The sequence below is a fragment of the Kordia antarctica genome, from assembly GCF_009901525.1.
In the GTDB taxonomy this organism is placed as follows: Bacteria; Bacteroidota; Bacteroidia; order Flavobacteriales; family Flavobacteriaceae; genus Kordia; species Kordia antarctica.
Genome location: NZ_CP019288.1, coordinates 92,691 through 119,334, shown reverse-complemented (window position 1 = coordinate 119,334; position 26,644 = coordinate 92,691). Strand labels below are relative to the sequence as shown.

The following is a 26,644-nucleotide window of genomic DNA, read 5'->3' as shown; positions in this document are numbered from 1 at the left end:
GAGTCGAAGCGTTATTTTATTTCTATTTCATCCACAAACAACCAACTGCGTCCGTCATGTTTATAGCCTAAATGCCATTCGGGCAATACACCCAATTTCTTAGCTACTATTTTCACATAACGAGCACTAGAGCCGTTCATATTGAATTGTACAGAATTTATTTTTGATACTTCTGAAGGTTTTGTTGCGTCGAATTTTTGTTTTGGTAATGATTTATAAAATGATCTCGGATTATCACTTACATAACATTCTACTTCGGTTGGTAAAAATATCCAACTTTTTTGATCTTCTAAAAAGTTTATTCCAATCGTATGTATAGGTTTTACTTTTCCTAAATCTACAATAGCAATCACATCTTTATCAAAATATCCTTGCCAAGTTCCTGTGCGGAAATCTTCTGTTCCTAAAATTCCATCAATTAGCGCGTTTTTTCCGCCAGCGTTATATTGATTGGCGTATTCGGTTTCTAGTTTAATCTTCAAATTTGGATCAATCTTGAAGAATTCTGTAGTAATTTCGGCACTTTTCAAATCTCCAAGTTGCGCATAAACTTCTAAAGTACTTTTCTCAGAAATTATAAATGGTGTTGAATATTCTATAAACGGAAGTACAGCTACTTGATCAAATCGCATCAATCTATAAAAAACATTCGCGTCTTTGTCAACCGTTTGCAAAGTAACTTCTGTTTCACCTTTAAAAGCAATATTTCCTTTTGCAATAAATGGCGGCGGAACAATTAAGTGTTCTTTAATTTCCGTGACCGGAATGTGTTCGTCTTTCGTTCCCCAATCTGTTGGTACATTTGTCATTTCAAACACTAAATTTCCACCATTCATAATATCTTGATGATTGATAAATGTATTTGGAAAATTCTTGCCGTTCAACGTTGCAGATTTAATATATTTATTCTCTTTCGAGATATTACTCGCAGTAATCGTAAACGTTTTTCCATTCTCCAAATTAATCGTTGCTTTATCAAACAATGGCGTTCCAATAATATATTCGTTGGTTCCAGGCGTTACGGAGTAAAACCCTAAACTGCTCAATACATACCAAGCACTCATTTGTCCACAATCTTCATTTCCCGAAACGCCATCAGGTTCGTTTTTATATAATGTAGTTAGAATTTGATGTACATATTCTTGTGTTTTGGACGGTTTATTGATGAAATTATACAAATATGCCATATGATGACTTGGCTCGTTTCCATGTGCATATTGTCCAATTAATCCTGTAATATCTGCCTGATTTCGCCCAGAAGTTTCTTTATTTGCTGTGAATAATTTATCCAATTGCGCTTCTAATTTATCTTTTCCGCCAAGCAATTTAATAAAGCCTGAAACATCTTGCGGTACATAAAAACTATATTGCCACGAGTTTGCTTCTGTGTAATTAAAATTCACTTCATACGGATCAAAAGGTGCAAACCAAGTGTTACGAAAACGTCCGCGCATAAACTGTGTTTCAGGATCAAATACATTCTTATAATATTGCGCTCGTTTGGTAAATTCGGCATAATCTTCGGTTTTCCCTAGTGCTTTTGCCATTTCGGCAATTGTCCAATCGTCATACGCATATTCTAAGGTTTTCGAGACTGATTCTGATTCTTTTTCCACAGGAATATAGCCGATTTCTTTATAATAGTCCAAGCCTAATTTATCACGTGTCGCACTGTGTTTCATAGCTTCAAACGCTTTCTCTACATCATAATCGCGAATTCCTTTCATGTATGCATCCGAAATTACGGGAACTGCGTGATAACCAATCATACAACCTGTATAATTGGCTGATAAATCCCAAATTGGCATGATTCCGCCAGATTCATATTTCTTAATAAATGTCTTGATAAAATCGTTCGTACGTTCTTGTTCAATAATTGTATACAACGGATGCGCCGCACGATACGTATCCCACAAAGAAAAAACTGTATAATGTGTATGCTCATTCGATTGATGAATTTTCATATCCATATCACGATAACGTCCATCAACATCTTGGTACAAATTTGGTGCAAGCATCGTGTGATATAATGCTGTGTAGAAATTTGTTTTATAATCGAGATCATCACTTTCAATCACAATCTTTTCAAGTTGTGTTTCCCAAGTATCTTGTGCTATTTTTTTAACTTCCTCAAATGTCTTCTCTCCTATTTCTGTTTCCAGATTTTTTCGTGCACCTTCAATATCAACTGCCGAAATTCCAATCTTAATAATAATTGGTTCGTTGTTTGGGTTTTTAAAAGTTAATGCTGAACGTCTCGCACCTGGCATTCCTTGTTTTGGTGGCGATTGTAACATATCAGTAAACGAATGTGATGTTTTTATCACATAAAACAAACGTTGATCGCTTGCCCAAGCTTCCGAAAATCGATAGCCAACGATTTCCGTGTCAGAAATCTTGTCAATTTTTGCATCCAATACTTTATCACGATGTACCAAATCTAACATCACCACTTGATTTTCTGCTGTTGGATAGCTGTATTTGTGAATTCCGCTTCGTTCGGAAACTGTCAACTCTACTTCAATATTTGTACTATCTAAAAGTACTTTGTAATAGCCAGGTTCTGCAATTTCATTGTCATGAGAAAAATGTGCGCGATAGCCTTTTCCTTGGTTTACTGAGCCAGTCAAAGCTGTTACTGAGCTTGTCGTAACGGTTGCTGAGCCTGTCGAAGCACCGTTGTTGAAATTAATTTCACTCGTTGGCATTAATAAAATATCTCCATAATCGGAAACGCCAGTTCCGCTCAAATGTGTATGCGAAAAACCATAAATATACTCGTCTGAATAGTGATAACCCGAACAACCGTCCCAACCATCCAAACGTGTATCAGGACTGAGTTGCATCATACCAAACGGCATTGTTGCGCCAGGATATGTATGTCCGTGTCCACCAGTTCCAATGAATGGATTTACATAAGAAATAAGTGGATTTTCTTTTTGTGCAATGTGTATTTTTTCATCATTCGTACAGCTAAAAAAAAGTACTAAAACAATAAAAAGAGTCATGTGTTGGAGTTTCATTAAAATAGATTGCTAAATTTATGGCAACTAATATACTAAAATGAGAAGCAATATTTTTTTCAAATGCATAATTTTCCTCTGTTTCATTGGTTGTATCAAACCGCAACCGCCAATTAGACCACATATTATCCCGATTCCGAACGAATTTACACTTCAAGAAGGAATTTTTATTTTGGATAAAGATGTGTTGCTTCACGCTGATGCGGAATTGCAATCCGTTGCAGATTTTTTCAATAATTATCTGAAAGAAAAATTAGGCTACAGCCTGAAAATACACAGCAAACCAACTACAAAAGCAATACTATTTAAACTTGATGAAACGATTGAAAATGAAGAAGGTTATGAACTTTTGGTTGATACTTCTCAAATTATCATCAAAGCAAAAACAGCAAAAGGCGCTTTTTATGCAATGCAAACATTTCGTCAATTAGTACCGCCAATTATAGAAAGTGACCAAGTTTCCATCAGAAATTTAGACATTAAAGATGCGCCACGATTTACGTATCGCGGAATGCATTTAGATGTTTCGCGTCATCTATTTTCGGTAGATTTTATTAAAAAGTACATTGATATGATGGCTTTTTTGAAAATGAACACATTTCATTGGCATTTAACCGACGATCAAGGTTGGCGCATTGAAATAAAGCAATATCCTGAATTACAGAAAGTTGCTGCTTTTCGCGATGAAACTCTGATTGGTCATTACAACGATGCGCCGCAAAAATTTGATGGCAAGAAATATGGCGGATTCTACACACAAGAACAAGTAAAAGACATCGTAAAATACGCTTCCGAACGACAAATTACCGTAATTCCAGAAATTGAAATGCCAGGACATTCACAAGCTGCTATTGCTGCCTATCCGAAGTTGGGCTGTACAGGCGAACCAACTAAGGTTGCCACAAAATGGGGCGTTTTTGAGGACATTTACTGTCCGAAAGAAGAAACCTTTACGTTTTTAGAGAATGTGTTGGATGAAGTGATGCCGCTTTTCCCTGGAAAGTACATTCATATTGGCGGCGATGAAGCGCCAAAAACACGCTGGAAAGCTTGTGAACATTGTCAGGCATTGATCAAAAAGGAAGATTTAAAAGACGAACATGGTTTGCAGAGCTATTTCATTGCACGCATGGAAAAATATATTAATACCAAAGGAAAAAGTATTATTGGTTGGGACGAAATTCTAGAAGGTGGATTGGCGCCAAACGCAACTGTCATGTCTTGGCGCGGCACAAAAAGCGCTGTGGAAGCTGCAAAAGCTGGTCACAATGTAATTATGACACCAACTTCGCATACGTATTTTGATTACTATCAAACGGATAATGAAGATGAACCGTTGGCAATTGGCGGTTATTTACCGTTGGAAAAAGTGTATGGTTTCAACCCGATTCCGAACGAATTAACGCAAGAAGAAGCGAAATATGTATTAGGCGCACAAGGAAATTTATGGACAGAATATATTTCGACTTCTGAAAAAGCTGAGTACATGGTTTTCCCACGAATGATTGCTATGGCAGAAATAAATTGGTCAAATCCTAGAAAAAGAGATTACCAAGATTTTACGTATCGATTGTCACATTTTCACAAATGGTTAGATGCTTTAGATGTGAATTATGCAAATCATTTGTATGAGATTGAAGGTAATATTGGGAAAGAAAATGAACAATTAGTGCTTGGTTTAGAAACTGTAATTAAAGACAAAACCATTCGCTATACAACTGATGAATCGTCTCCGAATTTAGATTCAGAAAAGTACACAAAATATCTTCCAATTGAAGGTTCTACGGTTTTTAAAGCGGCAGTTTTTGATGAGAAAGAAAAATTAGGACGCGATTTCACACTCGTTTTTAACAATCATAAAGCAGTTGGAAAAGTAATTGCAATCGATCCAAAACCACATAAAGCATATGCAGGTAGCGGAAAAGAAGGCTTGATCAATGGCGTTTCGGGAAACGATTCTCGTTATGGCGATAAAGAATGGCTTGGCTTTTGGGGAAGAGATGTGACGATTAAGATTGATTTAGGAAAACCAACAAAAATCACCAGCATTTCAACACGTTTTTACAATGCCAGCGGACAATGGATTTACGCGCCAAAGGAAATTGGTTTTAGTTTTGTGAACGATGAAGATGGCAGAACGTTGAATAGAATTTCGCAAATTTCAGTAGACGATTCCATTTTAATTCCTTTTACGTTGGAAATTGAAGAAGTAACGACACAATTTATAGAAATCCACATTCCAACATACGGAACTATTCCAGATGGTTTGCAAGGCGCAGGAAATAAAACATGGACTTTTATTGATGAGATTGTGGTGAGGTAGGCTTCGAGAACCTCAGCCTACTTTTCGAAAACTTCAGCCTGCTTGTTGTTGGTTTTTGGTTGTGAGTTGTTGGTTGTGAGTTCGAGCGCAGTCGATAACCTTATGAATTTCTATTGGTTGTGAGTTGTCAGTTCTAGCCTTTCGACTATCGTTCAAGATAAATTAAAGTCGAGAACCTTTTTAGTTTCGATTGGTTATCAGACTTCTTGGACTTCCTTAAGTTTTATTTGCATACGTCATTGCGAGCGATAGCGAAGCAATCTGCTACTTAAAAAACGAAAAGGTTATACTATAAACAGACTGCCACGTCGCAAACTCCTCGCAGTGACGAAATCAAGAATCATTGCAAAACATTCTCCTTTACGTCTTTGCGAGCGATAGCGAAGCAATCTGTTACTTAAGAAACGGAAATGTTATACTTCAAACAGACTGTCGCGTCGCTCACTCCTTGTATGCTGAGTATAGCCGAAGTACGCAGTGACGAAATTAAGTTTATTATCAGAAAAACTATTATATTCGTTTCTATGAATCATCCATATGTATATTTCTTAACAAACAAAAACAATACTGTTATTTACATTGGTGTCACTTCAAATCTCACAAAAAGAGTTTATCAGCATAAAGCAAAGATTTACAAAGGTTTTACCTCAAAATATAATTGTGATAAGCTTGTTTATTTTGAAGAATTTCAATCAATAAATGAAGCTATTGCTAGAGAAAAACAACTCAAAGCAGGAAATCGAAAACGCAAAGAGGAACTTATTAATATAGAAAACCCCGAATGGAATGATTTATCTGATGGATGGTTATTTTATTTTGATTAACTATTCAACGTCATTGCGAGCGGTAGCGAAGTAATCTCATTCTCGTTTAACGACAAACAGACTGCCACGTCGCTCACTCCTCGCAGTGACGAAGTCGAGTTGCCATACAAAAACCTTCCAGAAGTAACTCAAAGCGGTTGTTTACAATCTTTTTGGGGTTGTTTATTGTTATTTTAGGGTTCAGTAATAATAGTTAGCCTTATTGATAGTATCTCGATGCAGCTAATTATCGTCTATTCTCTACAAATTGTAGACTATAATGGGTTCGTCAATAGATAAAAACCCTTACTAAACCGAAAATATTCTTTAACTAACCCCAAATGATTATCATTTAACCGCAAACAACTATTATTACAACCGAAATGAATCTTTATGGAACATTAAATATTCTATATTAGATAGCTTCGTACTAGTATGGAACGTGTTAGACATGTTGGACTTCTTAGACTTGGTTGATTTTTTGAGTGTTAGGTGTTAGGTGTTAGGTGTTATACTTACTTAAATTTTATTTGCATACGTCTTTACGAGCGATAGCGAAGTAATCTGTTATTTAAAAAATAGAAATATTACATTAAAAAAACTGCTAATAAACTTAGCAATATGAAATACACATTAATCATTTCTTTACCATTTTACGGAAAACCGTATTGTATATGTGTAATCTTTGTTTTACATTTATGGGGAATAATTGGAAGTAGTTGTGAAATTAGTTCCTGTTATTCCTTAAAATTAATATGATGTACGGAATTTGGTATATATACACGTACATTACAAATAACATAAATGAAAAAAGAAATTACAGAAACTACAATGAGGGGATTAATTGGTATGATCCCATATGCAGGAACACTTCTAAACGAAATAACTTTTGAGCATCGTTCAAGAATAAAACAAAATAGAATTGAAAAATTCATCCAATCATTTAGCGATTACTTAAACAATTTCTCTAAACTAGATATCGATTTTGAACATATAAAATCTGAAGAATTTAGTGATATTTTTGAAAGTTTAATTTTGAAAGTTTCTAAAAACAGAAGTGAGGAGAAATTAGAGTTATTTAAAAAAATACTTAAATCTGAAATTAATAACCCATCTACAAAACCTGATTTTGTAGAAATATACCTTGATTTAATTGTTAATTTACACGAAAAACAAATTGAAATTCTAAAAGAACATAATTTAAAAATTACCATATCTAAACATAAGAGAACAGAGGTTAGCACAGCAAAAACTAAATTATCAGAACATAAGCAGGATATTGAAAAAGAGAAAGAAAAAGCAAAGAATGGAAAGTTTAATCAATTAGCTGTTTTTCAGAAGAAAGAAGGAAAACTAACATCAGATGTGATAAAAAAAGAAGACGATTTAGAAAATCACAATCAATACAGAACTAAAAAATATTATGATTTAAGCAATGGAGACTTTTCTTTTTTTATTCAAGATTTAGTTTCTAAGTCTTTATTATTTGATGAAATGATTGGAACGATTGAACACAAGAATAATAAGATTATGGAATTAACAGATTTTGGAAAAGGTTTTATTGATTTTATAACAAAATAAACTGCCTATAACACCAGTAACCGCTACAAAATCAATATATAGAAAGCCCTTAAAAGGGCTTTTATAAGTTTTCAACAGTTATGATTTTGAACAATTTCCGTAACTTAAAATGTTTCCAAGAAATTCTGAGTTGCTTTAATTTCTAACCATATAAGCAATTAATAATGAATAAATAATATCTTTGAAATCAGTTATAAGAAAACTGACAACTCAAAACCCATAACCCACAACTGATAACAAAACCATGCTCCTAGAAATCTGTGCCAACTCCTACGAATCTGCAATGAATGCCCAAAAAGCGGGCGCGCAACGTATTGAATTATGTTCGGAACTTGCTATTGGCGGAATTACACCTTCGTACGGATTGCTCAAAAAAGTAACGTCAGACATAAAAATTCCTGTGCATGTATTGATTCGCCCGAGAAGTGGCGATTTTACGTATTCGAAAAGTGAATTTGAGATTATGAAGGCTAATATTTTATTGTGTAAAGAACTCGGTTGCGCCGGAATTGTTTCAGGTGTGTTGTTGCAAGATCAAACGATTGATGCTGTTCGAACGAAAGAATTGATTGAACTCGCAAAACCAATGAATTTCACGTTTCATCGTGCATTTGATTGGACACCAGATCCGATAGAAGCAATTTTGGAATTAGCTGTTTTAGGCGTGAATCGTGTGTTGACTTCTGGGCAAGCTTCAAGCGCCGATAAAGGAATTTTACTATTACAAGAATTACAAAAAGTCGCAGAAAATGAATTGATAATTATGCCTGGCGGCGGAATCAATCCGAGTAATGTCTATCTATTTAAGGAAAGTGGTTTTGAAGAAATTCACGCGTCGGCAACGAGCATTCGTCAATCTATAAATAATCCTAAGATTAGTTTGAATAGTGGGAATTTGTTCAACGAAACGCGCATAGCAACTTCCAACAAAGAAAAAATAAAGCAACTTTTAGAACGTATTAATTTATGAATAAATTTTTCACATTTCTACTTATTCTGTCAATTGTTAGCTGCGTAAAAGATAAGAGCAAACAAGTTTCTGAAATTCATCAAAATTGGAAGTTTAAACAACAAACCGATACAGTTTGGAATTCGGCAACAGTTCCTGGAAATGTGTTTTCAGATTTGTTGCATCACGAGAAAATAAAAAATCCATTTGTTGGTACAAACGAACTGAATGTGCAATGGGTTTCTGGACAAGATTGGAACTACCAAACAACATTCGAGCTTGACTCAAAAACATTAAATAAATCAAATATTGAACTTACGTTTGAAGGTTTGGACACCTACGCCACTATTTACCTCAATAATTCGGTATTGGGAAAAACCGATAATGCGTTTCGTACTTGGAATTATGACATTAAAAAGTTAGCAAAAGCACAGAATAAACTACGCATAGTATTTAATAAAACAAGTACTCATGAAGAAAAAGAAGCTTCAAAACTAGCCTATGCATTGCCTGAAAGTCCACGCGTATTTACCAGAAAAGCACAATTTCAGTACGGTTGGGATTGGGGACCGAAATTAAATACTACCGGAATTTGGAAACCTGTAACGTTAAAAGCTTGGGACGATGTTCTGTTAGAAGATATTTATATTAAACAAGATAGTTTGGTGAATGATGTTGCGTATTTGACTTTTGAGTATACAATTACGGCTGACACAGAGAAAGAAATTAAATTTGAAATTGATACTAATGATAGGTACTTTATGCGGAAAATGTTCATTCCAAAAAAAGGTACGCATACCTACAAATTATCAACTACAATCGAAAGACCAGAACTTTGGTGGACACATAATTTAGGAACACCATATTTATATACATTTGATTTTACTTTGAAACAAGGAGAAACAGTAAAAGCAACACGTACTGTAAAAAAAGGGATTCGAACTATTGAATTAGTCACGGAAAAAGATGCCAAAGGCGAAACCTTTTATTTTAAGCTAAACGGCGTTCCTGTGTTTATGAAAGGCTCAAATTACATTCCGCAACACAGTTTTCAGGAGAAAGTGACAGATGCGCATTATGAAAAAATCCTAAACGATGTTGTGGACGCAAATATGAATATGCTCCGAGTTTGGGGCGGCGGAATTTATGAAAATGATATTTTTTATGAATTGTGTGATGAAAAAGGAATTTTAATTTGGCAAGATTTTATGTTCGCTTGCGCGATGTATCCTGGCGATGAATCATTTTTAGAAAACGTACAGCAAGAAGCAATCGATCAAGTGACGCGCTTGCGAAAATATGCTTCTATTGCACTTTGGTGTGGAAATAATGAAAACTCCGAAGGTTGGAAACGTTGGGGCTGGAAAGATGATAAAACCGAAACGCAAAAGGAAGATATTTGGAAAGGTTATTTGAAAGTTTTTGATAGTATATTGCCAAAAACTATTGCAAAACTGAATCCTGAGGTTTCCTATTGGGAAAGTTCGCCAAAGTACGGACGCGGAAATCCGAAGTATGAATTTGAAGGCGATGCGCACGATTGGTGGGTTTGGCATGACGCGTATCCGTTTGAACATTTTGAGGAAAAAGTACCGCGATTTATGAGCGAATTTGGGTTTCAGTCATTTCCATCATATGAAACGATTCGTTATTTCACTGAACAAGATAGTATTGATTTGAATCATGATAGTTATGTGACACATCAAAAACATGCAAGAGGTTTTCAGCTGATTCGTGAATATATGGAACGTGATTTTAAAGTTCCTGAAAATGGCGACGATTATGTCTACGTAAGTCAGTTATTGCAAGCCCGCGGAATTACCAAGGGAATGGAAGCGCAAAGACGCGCAATGCCGTATTGTATGGGAAGTTTGTATTGGCAATTGAACGATTGTTGGCCAGTCGTTTCATGGTCGAGCATCGATTTCATGGGAAACTGGAAAGCGTTGCATTACAAAGCGAAAGAATCGTTTAAAGATATGTTGGTTTCTTCTGTAATTGAAAATGATACGCTAAAAACGTATATCGTTTCTGATAAATTAAAAGTACAAGAAGGCGAATTGAAACTTACTTTTTTAGATTTTAATGGAAACATACTTCATAAAATCAATCAAACAGTAACCATAAAAGCAAATACGAGTCAGTTAATGGTACAATTGCCAATTACTGATTTAAAATTCAATCATAAACAAACCGTGCTAAAAGCTGTTTTGGACTATGCTAAAGTATCTAAATATTCAAGTTCAGACACAAGATTCGATTCAAGTACAATTCCTTATAAAGCTACTTCCCTGTTCTATTTGGTAAAACCGAAAGATTTAGCATTGCCTGCGCATGAGATTGATACATTTATTACAGCGCGACCACAAGGATTTGCGATTGATGTAACTTCAAAAACATTGCAAAAAAATGTGTTTCTTCACACGAAAGTGAACGGACATTTTTCAGATAATTTCTTCGATCTTTTGCCAAATGAAACAAAAACGATTATATTTCACACAGAAGCCGAGAATATTGATGATTTGGCGATAAAAACATTAAATAGTATTCATACAAATAGTGAAAAGAATCCTTCATGAAAAAAACAATTTACATCCCTTTATTAATTTGTATTTCTCTTGTGTATAACGCTTGTAATTCTAACGCTTCCGCAGATGAACCAATTGGAAAACACACCTTTGAGTTACTCCAAAAACTAGACACAATTTCGAGTGCCGATTTTGGTAATTATTTTATATCGCTAGAAGAATTACGCGAGTTTGTAAAAGATACTACGATTGAAGAAAATTTCAGAAATGCAATGACTAAAATGTCCAAAGAAAAGTATAAAAAAGGATTGTTGCAATCGTATGAAATGTTGAAAGAATCTGGCGAAAGACAACAAATCAATTGGGCAAACATTACGTATGAAGAGTATGCTTTTCAGTTAAGACTTGATAATGGCGTTACATTTAATGATGGTTATTTATTGTTTACTCATAACGCAAAAAAATACATGGCAAAGGTAGTTTCGTTTGAATATGAAGAGAAACAACGCTTGTTTATTTTGTCAAATTTTGAACTTGCACAATAATAATTTGCTTAAATTTTATATCTTTAAAAAACACTAACAATCAATCATACCAAATGAAAAAAATAACGATCCTTTTTGTCTTATGTAGTTTCACGACACTTTTTTTGGCGTGTGGAAGTTCATCTACTATAAAAGAACCTGATGCTATTGGAAAATATGCTTTTAAAATATTGAAAGATATTCAAACCACATCCAAGCAAGAGTTTCTAACTAAATTATTGACTATTGAAACACTTCGCGAAGCTGTTAAAAAAGAAGAAAATGGGTTTAGCGAAAGAGCAAAAAATGAAATTACGAGAATGACCAAAGAAGATTATAATTCTAGAATAGAGCGCGATTATAATCAACTAAAAAAGCAAGCTATTAAGTATAACATCGTTTGGAATAAAATTAAATACATTGATTATACGTTTAAAATCAAAGAAAAAAATGGTGATAAAAGTACAGATGGTACATTGTATTTTAGTCATAATTCGCAAACATATGTTGTGTCTGTTTCTACCGTTAATATTGGAGAAGGATATTCTATTATAGAATTGGAACGACTGAAAAAAAATACTGGAGAACGCAATTACTAAGCTGTATTCTAAATTTTACATCTTTTAAAACAATAAAAATTAAACACTAATGAAAAAAACATACTACATCTTCATCTTAGTAATTACGTCTACACTTTTCATTGCTTGCCAAAATGCTAAAGGCGTTGAAAAAGTAGAAGATATGGGGAAATACGCTTTTGATATTCTAAAAAAGTTCGATAAAACATCCAACGAAGATTATCTTAAAACCATATTTACGATTGAAGAAATTAAAGAATTTGGAAAAAATAATGCAGAAAAAATTGGTGAAAAAGCTACAAAACAAATTGCCAGTTTAACCGCTGAAGATTATAATGGAAGAATGGAAGGCGATTTGACGAAAATCAAAAAAGAAGCAGAAAAATATGGTATTGTTTGGAACGCTATTGAATATTCAGATTACACATATGAAACCAAAGAAGAAGATAATATGAATGGCACACAAGGTAAAATAGTATTCAAACACAATGATACGACGTATACTGTAAACGTTTCTGCCTTACTCATAGATGATATATATACAATTATTAGACTGAATAGATTGAGAAAAAGTGCCGACTAAAAATTGATTATTCTTTAGCTGTAATCCATTTTGGAACTGCGTTCGGAACAAAATTCCGCATGCGTTCTAGTAATTTAGAAATGTCAGTTTCTATAATTAGCATATCGAAATTTTTCTCTTTGAGCAATCCTTTTTGAATCATTTTTTTCATCATGGCAATGAGTTCATCGTAATAACCATTGCTATTCAAAATTGCCACAGGATGCGGAATTTGTGCCAATTGTAGCGCAGTAATTACTTCAAAAAGTTCTTCCAACGTACCAAATCCGCCAGGAAGAGCGATGAAACCTTCAGACAAGTCAATCATTTTCATTTTGCGTTCTACCATTGTTTTTGTGGTGTACATTTCATCAACACTATCATGCACGATTTCTTTACGCTTCAAAAATTCAGGAATCACGCCAATAACTTTTCCACCATTTTCCAACACTGCATTTGCCACAGTTCCCATAATTCCAATCTTCGATCCGCCGTAAATCATTGTAATTTTTTGTTCGGCTAATGCTGTTCCTAATTTTTGCGCATCAATCACAATTTTTGGATCATTTCCTAAACTACTTCCACAATAGACTGCGATACTTTTCATTGGTTGTTGGTTTGTTTGTTTGTTCGTCTTTTTGTTTATTCGTTTACACTGAGCGGAGTCGAAGTGTTTTTCACTTTCACTTTCACTTTTCATTTTCAACTTTCATTTCGACTTCGCTCAATGCGGCGCACTTTTCATTTTCAACTTTTCACTTTTCTCTTTTAACACATTTCATCATTCGGTCTACGCCAAAAATATCTTTGCGTAATTCGATGTTTTTAAATTCTTTCTTCTTCAAGAGATCGAACATTTCTTTGCCTAAATACTGATTGATTTCAAAATATAAACTTCCGTTTGATTGTAAGTGCGCTTTCGCGAGATGAGCTATTTTGTCGTAAAAAATTAGCGGATCATGATCGTCAACGAACAACGCTGAATCTGGTTCAAAATCTAATACATTTTTATGCATGGCTTCTTTCTCCAGATTTCGTACATATGGCGGATTTGACACAATAATATCAAAACGTATATTTTCTTCTTCAAACAAATTCAAATCGTCTAAAACCAACACATCTGCTTGCACAAATTGAATCTGAACTTCATTAGTTATAGCATTTTCATTCGCAACTTCCAATGCTTTTTCAGAAATATCAATTGCAGAAATTACAGCATTTGGAATATTTTTTTTCAATGCAATCGGAATGCAACCGCTTCCAGTTCCAATATCTAAAATTCGATAGGTTTTGGTTGGTGAGTTTGCAGTTTTGATATCGTCAAGAATCCATTGTACCAATTCTTCGGTTTCTGGTCGTGGAATTAATGTGTGTTCATTCACGGTAAATTCCAATCCAAAAAAATGTGCTTTGCCAAGAATATGCTGAATTGGTTTTTGGAGTTTTAATTCGCTCAAAGCGGAAAATAAAGGAGTTTCCTGTTCTTTTGTAATTACAATTTCAGGATCTAACGCTAATGCAAAACGTTCCAATCCAAAATACGCTTCTGTCAACATGAAAAAGAAGCTGTTCACTTCGTCTTTCCCGTAGATTTCGTCTAATTCCTTGTGGAATATTTCTTGTATATCTTTTAGTTTCAAGGCTTGTGAATTTCTTTAAGTTGCTTTGCTCCTTATTAGTTTTTTTTTGTGGATTTGTTTGTTTGTTCTAAACTTGTAAACTCAAATTTAGGTTTTGGGCAAAAAGTCACAAATACCTAATGCCTAATGCCTAATGCCTAATGCCTAAAAATTACAATTCCTTCAACATCCAAACATCACACGAATAATGACCTGTATTTCCCAATGGTTTGTCTAAATGTTTAAATCCGAACGATTCATAAATATGAATTGCCGCTTTAAATTGTGGTGCCGATTCTAAATAACATTGATCATAGCCAAAATTTTTCGCTGCTTCCAAACATTTGGTAAATAATAATTTCCCGTATCCATTTCCTCTCGTTTTGGTTAAAAAGTACATTTTTTGCAATTCACATACATTGTCTTTGGTATCGCGTAATTGCTTGATTCCTGCGCCGCCAACAACTTCTCCATCAACTTCGATTACAAAATACACTTCGCGTTCGCCTTGATATGCTTCAAACATTGCGTCCGTTTCTGGATCTTCATATGCAGTTCCAACTTTTGGAATGTCATATTCAGGAAATGCCGCTCTGATAAAAATTGCTATTTCCTTATTGTCTTTTTGTTGTATCTCTCTAATAATCATTAAGATGTAATTTTAATATCGTATTTATACAATAAACCGTGAATTTCTGAACGTGAAAACTTCGCTTTTTTGATTTGATTTACTGTTGGATCAATGTTATAATTATACGCGGAACTAAAATCTGCCTTTCCCAAATTCGTATTTTCAAAAATAGCGGCTGTCAAATCGCAATCATCAAAAACGGAATTTTCTAAATTAGTTCCTGTAAAATCTGCTTCACGCAAATTAGAGGTTCTAAAAGTCGTTTGCTTTATTTTTAATTCGGCAAACGAAGCCAATTCCAACCTACAATCTTGAAAAGTTACCGAAAATAGAAAATCAGTACATTTGCTAAAATCAACACCTAACAACTTACAATTCAAAAAATCGACTTCATTAAACGAGGCATTTTTCACTTTCGCATTTGTCATATCGCACGTATCAAACGTACATTCTAAAAACGAGATTGCGTCCATATAAACACCTTCAAATTTACAATCGACAAACGTACAATTGTCGTATTCTCCTTTCGGGAAAGTTTGTTGTGTGTAATCGATCTTTTCAAAAACTTGATCTTGCTGAAATTCTTGACTCATTTTTGTATGCGCTTCAAATAGAAATTATGTAGTTTTGCGATGCCGTGAAGATAGTAAATTTGGTTGTTTGTTGCTAGTTGTTAGTTGCTGGTTCGAGATTATAAATTACGAAGCGCCATTTCGATACATTTTCATTGCATGAAAACACTCAAACTGACGAAAATTAAAAATACATGAAAAAACTCATCATTATTCCAATACTATTGCTCATCGTGAGTTGTAAAGTAAAAGAAAAACCGCTCTTTGTAAAGGTTGACAATATTGTTATTGTAGATGCAACTTTGGAAACTATTGAGTTGACAGCAGATGCGTATTTTATAAATCAAAATGATGTCAGCGGAAGCTTGGAAAGTAAAGGAATTGAAGTATTTGTAAATGATATTTCAGTCGCAAATGTGACTTCTGAATCTTTTGAAGTTCCTGCGCGAAAAGAATTTTCAATTCCCCTAAAAGTGATTATTCCAACAAAAGAAGTCTATGAAAATAATAAAAATGGACTTTTGGATGGAATTCTAAATAGTATTGTCAATAAAAAAATGAAAGTTCAATATAAAGGAACGATTACGTATAGTACGTTTGGTTTTTCGTATGATTATATTGTTGATAAAACCCAAGATGTAAATATAAAATTTTAGTGCAAAACTCACACGAAACATACATGAAACGCTGTTTGCAGTTGGCTGCAAATGGTTTGCAAACCGCGATGCCAAATCCTTCGGTTGGCGCTGTGATTGTGTATAATGATGTGATAATTGGCGAAGGTTACACAAGTGCATTTGGCGGAAATCATGCAGAAGTAAATGCGATTCATTCGGTAAAAGACAAATCGTTATTAAAAGATGCTACAATTTATGTTTCACTCGAACCATGTAGTCATTTTGGAAAAACGCCGCCGTGTAGCGAATTCATCATCAAACATAAAATTCCAAAAGTTGTCATTGGAACGATTGATCCGTTTGCAAAAGTAGCTGGAAAAGGCATCGCTAGGCTTCAGGATTCCGGTTGTCAAGTAACTTTAGGCGTTTTGGAAGCGGAATGTAAAGTTTCAAACAAACGATTTTTCACGTTTCATCAGCACAAACGTCCGTATATAATTTTGAAATGGGCAGAAACGCAAGATGGTTTTATTGATAAAATTCGACATGAAAATGATCCGATTCAACCAAATTGGATTACGAACAAATTTTCCCGTCAATTAGTTCATAAATGGCGAAGTGAAGAAGCGGCAATTTTAGTTGGAACGAATACTGCAATTACGGACAATCCGAAATTAAATACACGCGATTGGCATGGAAAAAATCCTGTGCGAATTGTGTTGGATAAATCATTGCGAATTCCAGAAAGTTATGCTTTGTTCGATCAAACTATAAAAACAATTGCATTGACGGAACAACTAAAAGAAAATTCAGAAAATATCATTTTTGAAACTATCGATTTCTCAAAAAATATAGCCGAACAAATTTGTGAAGTTTTATACAAACACGAATTACAATCGGTTATAATTGAAGGTGGAAAACAAACCTTGCAAACGTTTATTGATAGTAATCTTTGGGATGAAGCACGAATTTTTAAAGGAAATGTTCAATTTCAGCAAGGAATTGAAGCACCAAAACTAGAAGGAAATCTTCAATCAGAACAAACTATTTTAGATAATTCATTATATATTTTTACGAATGATTAAGAATCTTATTTTCGATTTTGGCGATATTTTTATCAACTTAGATAAACCTGCGACTGCGCGCGAATTGGAAAAACTTGGCATTACTGATTTTACGCCAGAAATGGTAGAAAAGAATCAAGCATACGAGAAAGGTTTGATGAACACAGAAGATTTTGTCGATTTTTATTACACAAAATTTCCAAACACAACCAAAGAAGGTTTAATCGAAGCTTGGAACGCTATTTTATTAGATTTTCCGACACATCGGTTGGAGTTTATTAAACAATTAGCCAAAGACAAAAAGTATCATTTGTTGTTATTGAGTAATACGAATGATTTGCATATTTCGTGGATTCAGCAAAATTGGGGAATGGAATTATATACTGAATTTGTAGCCTGTTTTGAGCAGTTTTACCTTTCTCACGAAATGAATTTAAGAAAACCTGACGCAACTATTTATGAATTTGTAGTGCGTGAAAACGATTTAAAACCTTCCGAAACTTTATTTATTGACGACACAAAAGAAAATACAGATTCCGCCGAAAACTTGGGAATTCACGTTTGGAACTTAATTCCAGGCGAAGAAGATGTTATAGATTTGTTCACGCTTAAAAAATCGTTATTTTGATTTACCTCATCCTAAGTATTTTAATTTCGAGTTCGATATTTGTCATTTTTAAACTCTTTGACAAATACCAAATTAATACCTTTCAAGCAATTGTTATCAACTATTTTGTAGCATTTTCATGCGGATTTTTCTTTTATGGAAATGGCGCAACAATTTCTGAAATCTCGCAAAAACCCTGGATTGTTGGCGCAGTAATTTTAGGATTTCTGTTTATTGCTATTTTCATCGTAATGGCGCGCACAGCACAACAAAATGGACTTTCCGTAGCTTCCGTTTCCGGAAAAATGTCAGTTGTAATTCCTGTCGTTTTTGCTGTGATTGTCTATAAAGAACAGTTGAGTATCTTGAAAATTATTGGAATCATTTTAGCATTAGTTGCTGTTTATTTAACAACTGTTAAAAAAGGTGGCGGTTCGTTTGATCGAAAGAAATTACTGTTCCCTGCGTTGCTTTTTGTAGGTTCGGGAATTATTGATACTACTATTAAACATATTGAAAAAACGTCTGTTGTTGACGGCGAAACGCCTATTTTCTCAGCAGCAATTTTTTCGTGTGCGGCAGTTATAGGAATTGTTATAATAACGCTTCGACGCGATTTTAAGATTACTGGCAAAACAATCCTTGGCGGAATTGCCCTCGGAATTCCGAACTTCTACTCTATCATTTTTCTGTTAAAAGCATTGCGACCAGATCAATTGGGCGATAGTTCTACGGTTTTTCCGATTAATAATGTTGCGATTGTAATGTTATCCACTATTTTTGGAATACTTTTTTTTAAAGAGAAGTTAATCTTGAAAAACTGGATCGGAATTGGAATTGCGATTTTAAGTATTGTGCTGATTGCGATTTCGGCACAACAGTTATAATTTTATCTAAGTTCACAATATAAATTGAAGCACTCATTTCTTTTCTGCAGTGTAGTAATTATTTTTCGTTAAAAATTTTTGAAGCCTTGGAGAAAATTTAGAAAAATAATTGCGATTTTAGCTTTTTCAGCTAAAAACACCTCTGGAAAAGTGCCCTTTCTTTTGTTTCTTTTCTTTGGGCGAACAAAGAAAAAGAAAATAAAAAAATGATGAGTCAGTAATTTAAACAAACTACTCTTGGACTCTGGAAATTTTATCAGTAACGAATTCATTAAAATTATAAATACTTGGAGACAAAAGACACCTACAAAACCATTGATATTCCTTCAGAAGAAGTACTTTTCAAAGACAGAAATAGTAAATTCTTTGGCTATGCGTTTCCTGTTTTCAATGAAGATGATGTAAAAGAACAGTTGGAAGCATTGAAAAAGAGTCATCATTCTGCACGGCATTTTTGTTATGCGTGGCAATTTGGTAAAACTGAACCGTTTCGCTTTCGCGCGAATGACGATGGCGAACCTTCCAATAGTGCAGGAATGCCGATTTACGGACAAATTCAGTCGTTTGATGTTACCGATATTCTAATTGTAGTTGTCCGCTATTTTGGTGGAACAAAGCTTGGCGTTGGCGGATTGATTAATGCGTATCGTACAGGCGCACAATTGGCATTAGAAGCTTCTGAAATTCTAGAAAAAACTATTAATATTGATTATTTACTCGTTTTCGATTATAAAAACATGAATAAAGTCATGCGCGTAGTGAAAGAGCGAAATTTGAATATTATTACACAAAAACTAGAACTCGATTGTCGTATTACGATTTCCGTACGTCAAAAAGATGCGCAACAGATTTTTGAATTGTTTGAGAATTTGTATGAGATTGAGGTTAAAGAGTTGGATTGAATTGACGATTCTTAATCAAAACAATCCAAGACTTCAACATCTTTTGTTAATTATCTAAGTAGATTTATCACAGTATCACCAGTAGAACCTCCACAAATTTGGAACAGGTCTACTTTAGCTATTTCTTTGCAAAATTCTTCTTTTTTGAAATTTTCAATAGTTTTCATTTTAAATAATTTAATGGTTATAGTTTCTAAATATACATTTTTTGAAGGCTCCAGCGATTTTTAACGAAAAATACATCCTATTCTGTGGAAAAAGAATCCAGAACGTGTTATTTTTATTGAGCTTAAATTGATTAATATGAACGTTTGAGTTCTTGCAAATTTTTGTTAGATGTAATTAATCCGTTGATGAGATAATTTCTTAAATCATCTAAATCATCATGCGGAACGTACTTTGCCCATTTGGTTTCTGTGGTAATGACTTTTATTTGCCGCAATACTTTCCGAGTTGCTTCTGCGGTACGCAACATATAATTAGACGTATAACTTGGTTCTTCTTTATGAAAATACTGGTATTTGTTGGCAAATTCACTTTTCTTAATGAAATATAACTTTTCGACTTCATTGTCCTTGTAAAAACTTGTCCATTTGGCAAAACCGACTTTCGAATCAATTCGAGAATTCGAATCATCCGATTGTAATCGCCACTTACAAGTAGCGGCTCTTCCCCAATGTGAAGAAATCCTATATACGCCATCATTGGTATAAAAATACTGACTACCAGATTGGCTTACATATTGCGGCTTTTTGTCCTTTATGATTTCAGGATCAACCGTTTTGAATACACAATATGTATTTTTAAAGAAATTTTGTGAAGTATATTTTAATTTCATTAGTACCTTGCAACCGTTTATTTTTGTCAAAGCTACAAAATGTAACGCGATGTTTATATAGATAAAAAAAGGTTTGGCACAATAAGTGATTTAACCTGCGTTATTACTAAAGAATAAAGAACAAAAGAATGAAGAACATAAAAAAGATTGCATGTCTGTTTTTGGTAACTTGTATGTTTCAAGTTGTTGCAACTGCACAAGAAAGCTTGGCTTTTAAAAGTGGTGAAAAACTAACATTTACAGCATCTTACGAAATGTCTGGTTTTATGACACAGCTTGCTCAAGTAAGCATGGAGACATCGGAAGTGAAAACATCTAACAATACATTATTACATTTTAAATGTCGCGCAAATACGTTTACAAAATTTGACGCTTTCTTTAAAATTCGTGATGTATATGAATCTTATGTAAGCAAATATTCATTGCTTCCTTTATTATACAAAAGAGACATTCAAGAAGGTGGTTATAAAAAGAAAATGAAATATGTGTACAATCAGAAATCGAAAACTGTAAAAAGTACACAAACCAAACGTAGAGGAAATGGTACCGATTGGGTTCAAGATAAAAATTTTAGCATTAGCAATGATGCAATGGACGTAATTTCGACCTTATATAATTTGAGAAATTTGCCTATTGATAACGCTAAAGTTGGTGACACAAAGACATTTAAAGTTTTGTTTGACCGAGAAGAAACGTCAATTACTATTAAATATGTTGGAAAAGAAACGGTAAATGCTGGAAATTTAGGTCGAAAAGAATGTTATAAACTTCAAGTTTTGACTTCTGGCGATTTCTTAAAATCTGGAACACTTTGGCTTACCGCAGATGCAAACAAAGTGCCTGTACAAGCAAGATTTACAATTCCTATTGGAAGCGGAACGTTACAGTTAACAAACGCTTCTGGCTTGGCTAATTAATCATTAAAACCAAAAAATTAACATCATGAGAATATTATGTATTATCCTCGGGAGCATTGCTGCCGTATTAGGTTTTCTACTTTCATTTTTCTTAGATAATTTCGCATATATTCCTGTTGTTCTAGGATTTGCTTTTGGAATTGCAGCATTGATTATTTCTAAAAGAAATGGATTACGTGAAAGCGTTCCTAAGTTGATTATCGCATTGTCATTTCTGGCGGCAGCCATTACAACAATGAATTTATTTAGAGAAAATAAAGTTGCGGAAGACGTAAAGCAAACCACAGAAGAAAAGAAACAACAAGAAAAAGAAGATATTAAGGAAATTGAGAATGAACTCGAAGACCTTGAAGGAGTAGAATAAATTATAGAAAAGTTCATCAAAAACAGAACTGATGGATTTTTTTTATGCCTAATAGTGAGCATTTTCACGTTTTTTAAGAACTATAATAAGCGTATTTTAATATATTTGAAAATCTTAAAAATTACTATATGAAAAAATTAGTATCCTTAGCGCTATTAGTAGCAATTGGATGTGGTACAAACCAAAAAACTGCGGATAAAAAAGTGGTTCGGAATTTGGATCCAGTTCCTTACGGGAATACCATTACAGAAGCTGAACTGAAAACGCATCTATACATCTATGCATCTGATGAGTTTGAAGGTAGAAATACTGGAGAAGCTGGACAGAAGAAAGCTGTAGCTTATTTAAGAGACGAATACAAGAATTTAAACATTCCTGCAGCGCAAAAAGATGGAAATTATTTCCAAAATGTACCGCTACAAAAAGGAAGTAGTCTAAATTCTGAGTTAACTATCAATGGAAAAGCATATACTTTTGAAGATCATTTTTTAGCGCTTAGCGCGAATACAAACGGTACGACTAACTTTTCCGAAATTGTATATGTAGGATATGGAATTGACGACGAAAAGTATTCTGATTATAAAGGACAAGATGTTGCTGGTAAAATGATTTTAATAAAATTAGGAGAGCCAACACAAAAAGATGAAACATACGTAATATCTGGAACTAAAGATGCGAGCAAATGGTCTGCAAACATTAGACAAGAAATGGCTTCAAAAATTGCGACTGCTAAAGAAAATAACGCAAAAGGTGTTTTATTTTATGTAGATGAATATTACCCACGTTTTAAAATGCGGTTCAATTATGTGAAAAACAGTAGTAGAATTTCTTTAAAAGGAGAAGAAGATTCTTTTTATAGTTACTTTGTGAATGATGAATTAGCGACAGATATATATCCAACAATTGCAACAGATGAAAACGCTACAACGGTTAAGGTAAATGCAACATTGGTAAATAATAATGAGTCAAATGATCTCAACTCAGAAAATGTAGTTGCTATTATAAAAGGTTCGGATACGCCAGAAGAATACATTGTAATTTCGGCGCATTTAGATCATGAAGGTGTAAAAAATGGTGAAATTTATAATGGAGCCGATGATGACGGTTCTGGAACTGTGGCGATTCTTGAAATTGCAGAAGCATTCAGAAAAGCACAAAAAGAAGGAAATGGTCCAAAACGTTCTGTTGTATTTTTGCATGTAACTGGAGAAGAAAAAGGATTATTAGGTTCGAAGTATTACACAGATAACCCAATTTTTCCATTAGAAGATACAGTCGTTGATTTAAATATTGACATGATTGGACGTATTGATCCTAAACGTACGGAAGGCAATCGTAACTATGTGTATTTAATTGGTGCTGATAAATTGAGTACGGAACTTCATAACATTTCTGAAGAAATAAACAAAAAGTACGCAAACATTGAGTTAGATTATAAGTACAATGACGAAAGTGATCCGAATCGGTATTACTATCGTTCTGATCATTACAACTTTGCAAAAAACAATGTTCCTGTAATTTTCTATTTCAACGGAACACATGACGATTACCACAAGCCAACAGATACGCCTGATAAGATCAACTACGATTTATTGACAAATCGTACGCGTTTGGTATTCTACACCGCTTGGGAATTGGCAAACAGAGAAAACAGAATTGTTGTAGACAAAGCAGCAAAGTAAATAATATTACATCTAAAAAATTAAAAAGCTTCCGTAACTGGAAGCTTTTTTTTTGATCTATTCGTATCACGTAGAATTCCGTGTTTTTTAAAGTCACGTAATTTTTCGCTTAAAAAAACTCTTTGTAACAACTACTTTTATCATTCAATTATAAAACCCTTACCTATTATGAGTTTACAAGTTAATATTACGAACAGCAGCGGAATTTCATCAAGTGACGTACATTGGATTTGCTTCGGATTAGACAGCGATCCAGCAACAAGTTCTCCATATTGGAGTTACGTAGATGTGGATGCTAAAGGAAATGCTTCTCTAAAAAAGTTTACAAAAGGACAAGACTGTTCTAAGCTCTTCAATACAGTTGATACGCTAAGTACATTTAACGGATTACCAGCAATGTGGTCTGGTCAATTTTTATTCTCTTTCAAAAAATTGCCAAATGTATTCAATGTTGTTACTGGCGCGCAACACGATTTAGGTGTTCAAACACCACCATTTACGCCAGGAACTGCAGATGCTGACACTTTATTTGTAGTAGTAGAATTTACAAACATCGGAACTGAAATTTTTGCCGATTGTACCATTGTTGACTACTTCTCTGCTCCAGTTTCTATTGAAGTTGTTGGAAAAACTACAGCATCAAACGGAATTTTAAAAGCAACGAGTACACGTGATTCAATTTTTGATGGAATTACAGCATTAGGAAGTCCTTGGAGTAGCTTGGTTATGAAAGACAAAGCAGGAAACAACATTCGTGTATTAGGATCACAACATGCGGTACAAACAAATCCTGCATCAATTCCTACTACAATTTATGATGCGTATGTAGATGCTTGCTGGAAAAACTTTAAAACAAATACACTTACGATGAACTGTCCAACATTTGGAAAATATACAGGAACGGTAAATGCTTCGAACGAATTCGTATTTACACAAGCTAAAAAAGCGAACGTAACTGTTCAAAAACCAGGACCAGGAAAAGCATATGATATTTTTGGTTGTGTTGGTACGCTAAATGCACCGAATAATACACCTTTGGGAGAAATTGCAGCTATTTTAGGTGCTTCTCTTAACAGAACAACATTAAGCAATAGCGCGAATGATACGCAGCCAAATTGCGATGTAGCTGGATTTTATAAAGTTCAAAACGGAGTTACTAACGAATATGCGAATATTGTACACCAAAATTACAAATCAGGAATCTATGCATTTCCTTTTGATGATGTATGTAGCAATAACAATCCGTTGATTGATGTACAAAATCCAACAAAATTCAATATCACATTATCAGATTGGAGTTAAATAAACTTTTAACTAAAAATTAAAAGAGGTTGTCTAAAAAGTAAAATTTTAAGACAACCTCTTTTTCATAAAACGTGTGTGTTACTGACTAGCAATCAAACCAATTAGTTGGACAAACAGCTGGAGTCATGTCGCACAAATATCCTTTTTTTGTTACTTTAACAACTGTTGTTTGTTGTGTCGTTGGCAAAGCGCCTCCAGTAACACTATCATTAAGCGATACAATGTTTTCTTTGCGAATTGCTAATGTTTTAAAATTCTTTTTTTTCATAATGTTTAAATTTTCAAGTTAATACTAAAGTAAAATAGCTATGTGAACTATTTACAAATAAGTACTCTCAAGATCATTTTGTTACCCAAATTTTCACTTTAAATAGTTTTTAATACGATTTAAATACTTTCATAAGATAAAAAACTAACGTGTAACTACATTTCTTACCAAACTGAAAATAAGGTATTTATACGCTATTCCAAATGAATCATTATCTATAACTTTGATTACTAACAATTTAAAACACCTTTATTATGGCAACGAATTTAAAAGCAACGATGACGATTCCGAAAAATGGACACAAAATATGGACAGATATGATGCAAAATCCATCAAATTTCAAAATACCTGAAGGAGTTAACGAAGGCGATTTTATGGCAGCTTCGTATGCAAAATTTTCTGATGGCGTTTCTGTATTTGGCGGAATTGCAGTTGGAACGGCTGATTATAATTATCCAATGTTTAATGTGTTTGACAAAGATTACAACCAAATTGGTGGCTGGCCAATTGATCCAAGTGATTGGGAAGGTTTTGGTGTCACTTCTGTTGAATTTGCACTGAATGATGCCGAAGATCCAATGTATACGATGGAAATTGTGGAAGCGAGTTAAAACACTTACTTCAATACAGATACTAAAAAAGCGAACTTCTCAGTTCGCTTTTATATTTTGAAATAAAATGACGCTTATTTGTGAACCTGACACTCATGACCTAAACATTCTGATACACAGTCAGATCCTGCTGTAACACCACCACCTTTTAGGTCAATAATAGTTGCCAAAGAAATTGTCATTTTGTTAAGCTTTAACGATTGTAAGTTCTTTTTTTTCATGGTTTAAAAGTTTTTTAGGTTAAGCAATAAAGATAATAAGAATGCTTTTTTAATCGTTACGGGGAAACCATCGTTGACGTATGAAAGTAAATACTTTTGCTACGGTTAAAATTGATATTGATCTGATTCATGAAAAACCAAACAAACACAATTGGTAAGTATTCCTAAAAAATCTCCTATTTTTGCTGAATGAACATAAAGTTGCTCGCTATTGGACGAACTGATGACAAACAATTACTACAATTGATTGATCAATATGTAAAGCGTTTGTCACACTATATAAAGTTTGATTTAGAGATAATTCCCGATTTAAAAAACACAAAAAATCTTAGCGAAGCACAACAAAAAGAAAAAGAAGGCGAACTGATTCTTAAGAAACTTTCGCCAACAGACGTTTTAGTATTGTTAGATGAAAACGGAAAACAGTTTTCTTCCGTTGATTTTTCAAACCATTTGCAAAAGCGTATGAATGCAGGTATCAAAACATTGGTTTTTGTCATTGGCGGACCTTATGGTTTTTCTGAGGCCATTTACGCGAAAGCGCAACAAAAAATTTCCCTATCCAAAATGACGTTTTCGCACCAAATGGTGCGTTTATTTGTAGTAGAACAATTGTATAGAGCCTTTACGATTTTACGGAATGAACCGTATCATCATCGGTAAGAATT

At 33.8% G+C, this 26,644-nt stretch carries 27 protein-coding genes; 19 read left to right on the top strand and 8 right to left on the bottom strand.

The window, feature by feature from the left end; genetic code table 11:
• Nucleotides 1-11: 11 nt before the first annotated feature.
• Nucleotides 12-3,023 (bottom strand): GH92 family glycosyl hydrolase, encoded by a 3,012-nt coding sequence (locus tag IMCC3317_RS00560; RefSeq protein ID WP_160127561.1) that lies wholly within the window; start codon nt 3,021-3,023, stop codon nt 12-14.
• A gap of 40 nt (nt 3,024-3,063) precedes the next feature.
• Here IMCC3317_RS00560 and IMCC3317_RS00555 point away from each other — a divergent pair, with 40 nt between their 5' ends.
• The 8 genes from IMCC3317_RS00555 to IMCC3317_RS00520 all read left to right on the top strand — a co-directional run bounded on the left by IMCC3317_RS00555 (nt 3,064) and on the right by IMCC3317_RS00520 (nt 12,892).
• Nucleotides 3,064-5,346 (top strand): beta-N-acetylhexosaminidase, encoded by a 2,283-nt coding sequence (locus tag IMCC3317_RS00555; RefSeq protein ID WP_160127560.1) that lies wholly within the window; start codon nt 3,064-3,066, stop codon nt 5,344-5,346.
• A 524-nt stretch (nt 5,347-5,870) separates the two neighbouring features.
• Entirely contained in the window at nt 5,871-6,170 is a 300-nt protein-coding gene (locus tag IMCC3317_RS00550; RefSeq protein WP_160127559.1) for a GIY-YIG nuclease family protein, read from the top strand.
• Between the two features lie 783 nt (nt 6,171-6,953).
• On the top strand, nt 6,954-7,730 hold the full coding sequence (locus IMCC3317_RS00545) for a hypothetical protein (protein WP_160127558.1): 777 nt from the start codon (nt 6,954-6,956) through the stop codon (nt 7,728-7,730).
• A 244-nt stretch (nt 7,731-7,974) separates the two neighbouring features.
• Entirely contained in the window at nt 7,975-8,700 is a 726-nt protein-coding gene (locus tag IMCC3317_RS00540) for a copper homeostasis protein CutC (RefSeq protein ID WP_160127557.1), read from the top strand.
• Nucleotides 8,697-11,258 carry a beta-mannosidase gene (locus IMCC3317_RS00535; RefSeq protein ID WP_160127556.1) on the top strand — a complete coding sequence of 854 codons (2,562 nt, stop codon included), beginning with the start codon at nt 8,697-8,699 and terminating at the stop codon, nt 11,256-11,258. Before IMCC3317_RS00540 ends, IMCC3317_RS00535 begins: the two co-directional genes overlap by 4 nt.
• Nucleotides 11,255-11,752 (top strand): hypothetical protein, encoded by a 498-nt coding sequence (locus tag IMCC3317_RS00530; RefSeq protein WP_160127555.1) that lies wholly within the window; start codon nt 11,255-11,257, stop codon nt 11,750-11,752. Before IMCC3317_RS00535 ends, IMCC3317_RS00530 begins: the two co-directional genes overlap by 4 nt.
• Nucleotides 11,753-11,805: 53 nt before the next feature.
• Nucleotides 11,806-12,330 (top strand): hypothetical protein, encoded by a 525-nt coding sequence (locus tag IMCC3317_RS00525; protein WP_160127554.1) that lies wholly within the window; start codon nt 11,806-11,808, stop codon nt 12,328-12,330.
• 49 nt (nt 12,331-12,379) lie between these two features.
• The gene (locus IMCC3317_RS00520; protein ID WP_160127553.1) at nt 12,380-12,892 is read left to right on the top strand and encodes a hypothetical protein; all 513 of its coding nucleotides are present in this window, start codon (nt 12,380-12,382) and stop codon (nt 12,890-12,892) included.
• Between the two features lie 7 nt (nt 12,893-12,899).
• Here the strand turns inward: IMCC3317_RS00520 and IMCC3317_RS00515 are convergent, their stop codons facing one another.
• The 4 genes from IMCC3317_RS00515 to IMCC3317_RS00500 all read right to left on the bottom strand — a co-directional run bounded on the left by IMCC3317_RS00515 (nt 12,900) and on the right by IMCC3317_RS00500 (nt 15,714).
• Nucleotides 12,900-13,478, bottom strand: coding sequence for an LOG family protein (locus IMCC3317_RS00515; RefSeq protein WP_160127552.1), 579 nt, complete (start codon nt 13,476-13,478; stop codon nt 12,900-12,902).
• A gap of 148 nt (nt 13,479-13,626) precedes the next feature.
• On the bottom strand, nt 13,627-14,511 hold the full coding sequence (gene prmC, locus IMCC3317_RS00510) for a peptide chain release factor N(5)-glutamine methyltransferase (RefSeq protein ID WP_160127551.1): 885 nt from the start codon (nt 14,509-14,511) through the stop codon (nt 13,627-13,629).
• A gap of 151 nt (nt 14,512-14,662) precedes the next feature.
• Entirely contained in the window at nt 14,663-15,139 is a 477-nt protein-coding gene (locus IMCC3317_RS00505) for a GNAT family N-acetyltransferase (RefSeq protein WP_160127550.1), read from the bottom strand.
• Nucleotides 15,139-15,714: a pentapeptide repeat-containing protein gene (locus IMCC3317_RS00500; protein WP_160127549.1), complete on the bottom strand. Its 576-nt coding sequence runs from the start codon at nt 15,712-15,714 to the stop codon at nt 15,139-15,141. Before IMCC3317_RS00500 ends, IMCC3317_RS00505 begins: the two co-directional genes overlap by 1 nt.
• 173 nt (nt 15,715-15,887) lie before the next feature.
• Between IMCC3317_RS00500 and IMCC3317_RS00495 the strand changes: the two genes are divergently transcribed.
• From IMCC3317_RS00495 to IMCC3317_RS00475, 5 genes are all read left to right on the top strand, one after another.
• The gene (locus IMCC3317_RS00495) at nt 15,888-16,349 is read left to right on the top strand and encodes a hypothetical protein (protein ID WP_160127548.1); all 462 of its coding nucleotides are present in this window, start codon (nt 15,888-15,890) and stop codon (nt 16,347-16,349) included.
• A 23-nt stretch (nt 16,350-16,372) separates the two neighbouring features.
• Nucleotides 16,373-17,395, top strand: coding sequence for a bifunctional diaminohydroxyphosphoribosylaminopyrimidine deaminase/5-amino-6-(5-phosphoribosylamino)uracil reductase RibD (ribD, locus tag IMCC3317_RS00490; RefSeq protein WP_160127547.1), 1,023 nt, complete (start codon nt 16,373-16,375; stop codon nt 17,393-17,395).
• Nucleotides 17,388-18,002, top strand: a complete 615-nt coding sequence (locus IMCC3317_RS00485) for an HAD-IA family hydrolase (RefSeq protein ID WP_160127546.1) — start codon at nt 17,388-17,390, stop codon at nt 18,000-18,002. The genes ribD and IMCC3317_RS00485 overlap by 8 nt, the downstream gene beginning before the upstream one ends.
• Nucleotides 17,999-18,868 carry an EamA family transporter gene (locus IMCC3317_RS00480; RefSeq protein ID WP_160127545.1) on the top strand — a complete coding sequence of 290 codons (870 nt, stop codon included), beginning with the start codon at nt 17,999-18,001 and terminating at the stop codon, nt 18,866-18,868. Before IMCC3317_RS00485 ends, IMCC3317_RS00480 begins: the two co-directional genes overlap by 4 nt.
• A 287-nt stretch (nt 18,869-19,155) precedes the next feature.
• Nucleotides 19,156-19,770, top strand: coding sequence for an IMPACT family protein (locus IMCC3317_RS00475; protein ID WP_160127544.1), 615 nt, complete (start codon nt 19,156-19,158; stop codon nt 19,768-19,770).
• Between the two features lie 298 nt (nt 19,771-20,068).
• Here the strand turns inward: IMCC3317_RS00475 and IMCC3317_RS00470 are convergent, their stop codons facing one another.
• Nucleotides 20,069-20,608, bottom strand: a complete 540-nt coding sequence (locus tag IMCC3317_RS00470) for a hypothetical protein (RefSeq protein WP_160127543.1) — start codon at nt 20,606-20,608, stop codon at nt 20,069-20,071.
• 128 nt (nt 20,609-20,736) lie between these two features.
• Between IMCC3317_RS00470 and IMCC3317_RS00465 the strand changes: the two genes are divergently transcribed.
• From IMCC3317_RS00465 to IMCC3317_RS00450, 4 genes are all read left to right on the top strand, one after another.
• Nucleotides 20,737-21,525, top strand: a complete 789-nt coding sequence (locus tag IMCC3317_RS00465) for a DUF3108 domain-containing protein (RefSeq protein ID WP_228054895.1) — start codon at nt 20,737-20,739, stop codon at nt 21,523-21,525.
• Nucleotides 21,526-21,550: 25 nt separating this feature from the next.
• Entirely contained in the window at nt 21,551-21,889 is a 339-nt protein-coding gene (locus IMCC3317_RS00460; protein ID WP_160127542.1) for a hypothetical protein, read from the top strand.
• A 128-nt stretch (nt 21,890-22,017) separates the two neighbouring features.
• On the top strand, nt 22,018-23,571 hold the full coding sequence (locus IMCC3317_RS00455) for a M28 family peptidase (protein WP_160127541.1): 1,554 nt from the start codon (nt 22,018-22,020) through the stop codon (nt 23,569-23,571).
• A gap of 168 nt (nt 23,572-23,739) precedes the next feature.
• Nucleotides 23,740-24,873: a beta-1,3-glucanase family protein gene (locus IMCC3317_RS00450; RefSeq protein ID WP_160127540.1), complete on the top strand. Its 1,134-nt coding sequence runs from the start codon at nt 23,740-23,742 to the stop codon at nt 24,871-24,873.
• A gap of 88 nt (nt 24,874-24,961) precedes the next feature.
• Here IMCC3317_RS00450 and IMCC3317_RS00445 read toward each other — a convergent pair whose 3' ends face one another.
• On the bottom strand, nt 24,962-25,144 hold the full coding sequence (locus IMCC3317_RS00445; RefSeq protein WP_160127539.1) for a hypothetical protein: 183 nt from the start codon (nt 25,142-25,144) through the stop codon (nt 24,962-24,964).
• Between the two features lie 254 nt (nt 25,145-25,398).
• Here IMCC3317_RS00445 and IMCC3317_RS23190 point away from each other — a divergent pair, with 254 nt between their 5' ends.
• Complete coding sequence (locus tag IMCC3317_RS23190) at nt 25,399-25,755, top strand: hypothetical protein (protein ID WP_170293837.1); 357 nt, start codon at nt 25,399-25,401, stop codon at nt 25,753-25,755.
• Between the two features lie 74 nt (nt 25,756-25,829).
• On the opposite strand, the gene IMCC3317_RS00435 is transcribed toward IMCC3317_RS23190, so the two are convergent.
• Nucleotides 25,830-25,976 carry a hypothetical protein gene (locus IMCC3317_RS00435; protein ID WP_160127538.1) on the bottom strand — a complete coding sequence of 49 codons (147 nt, stop codon included), beginning with the start codon at nt 25,974-25,976 and terminating at the stop codon, nt 25,830-25,832.
• Between the two features lie 189 nt (nt 25,977-26,165).
• On the opposite strand from IMCC3317_RS00435, the gene rlmH reads away from it, so the two are divergent.
• Nucleotides 26,166-26,639 (top strand): 23S rRNA (pseudouridine(1915)-N(3))-methyltransferase RlmH, encoded by a 474-nt coding sequence (rlmH, locus tag IMCC3317_RS00430; protein WP_160127537.1) that lies wholly within the window; start codon nt 26,166-26,168, stop codon nt 26,637-26,639.
• Nucleotides 26,640-26,644: the final 5 nt, after the last annotated feature.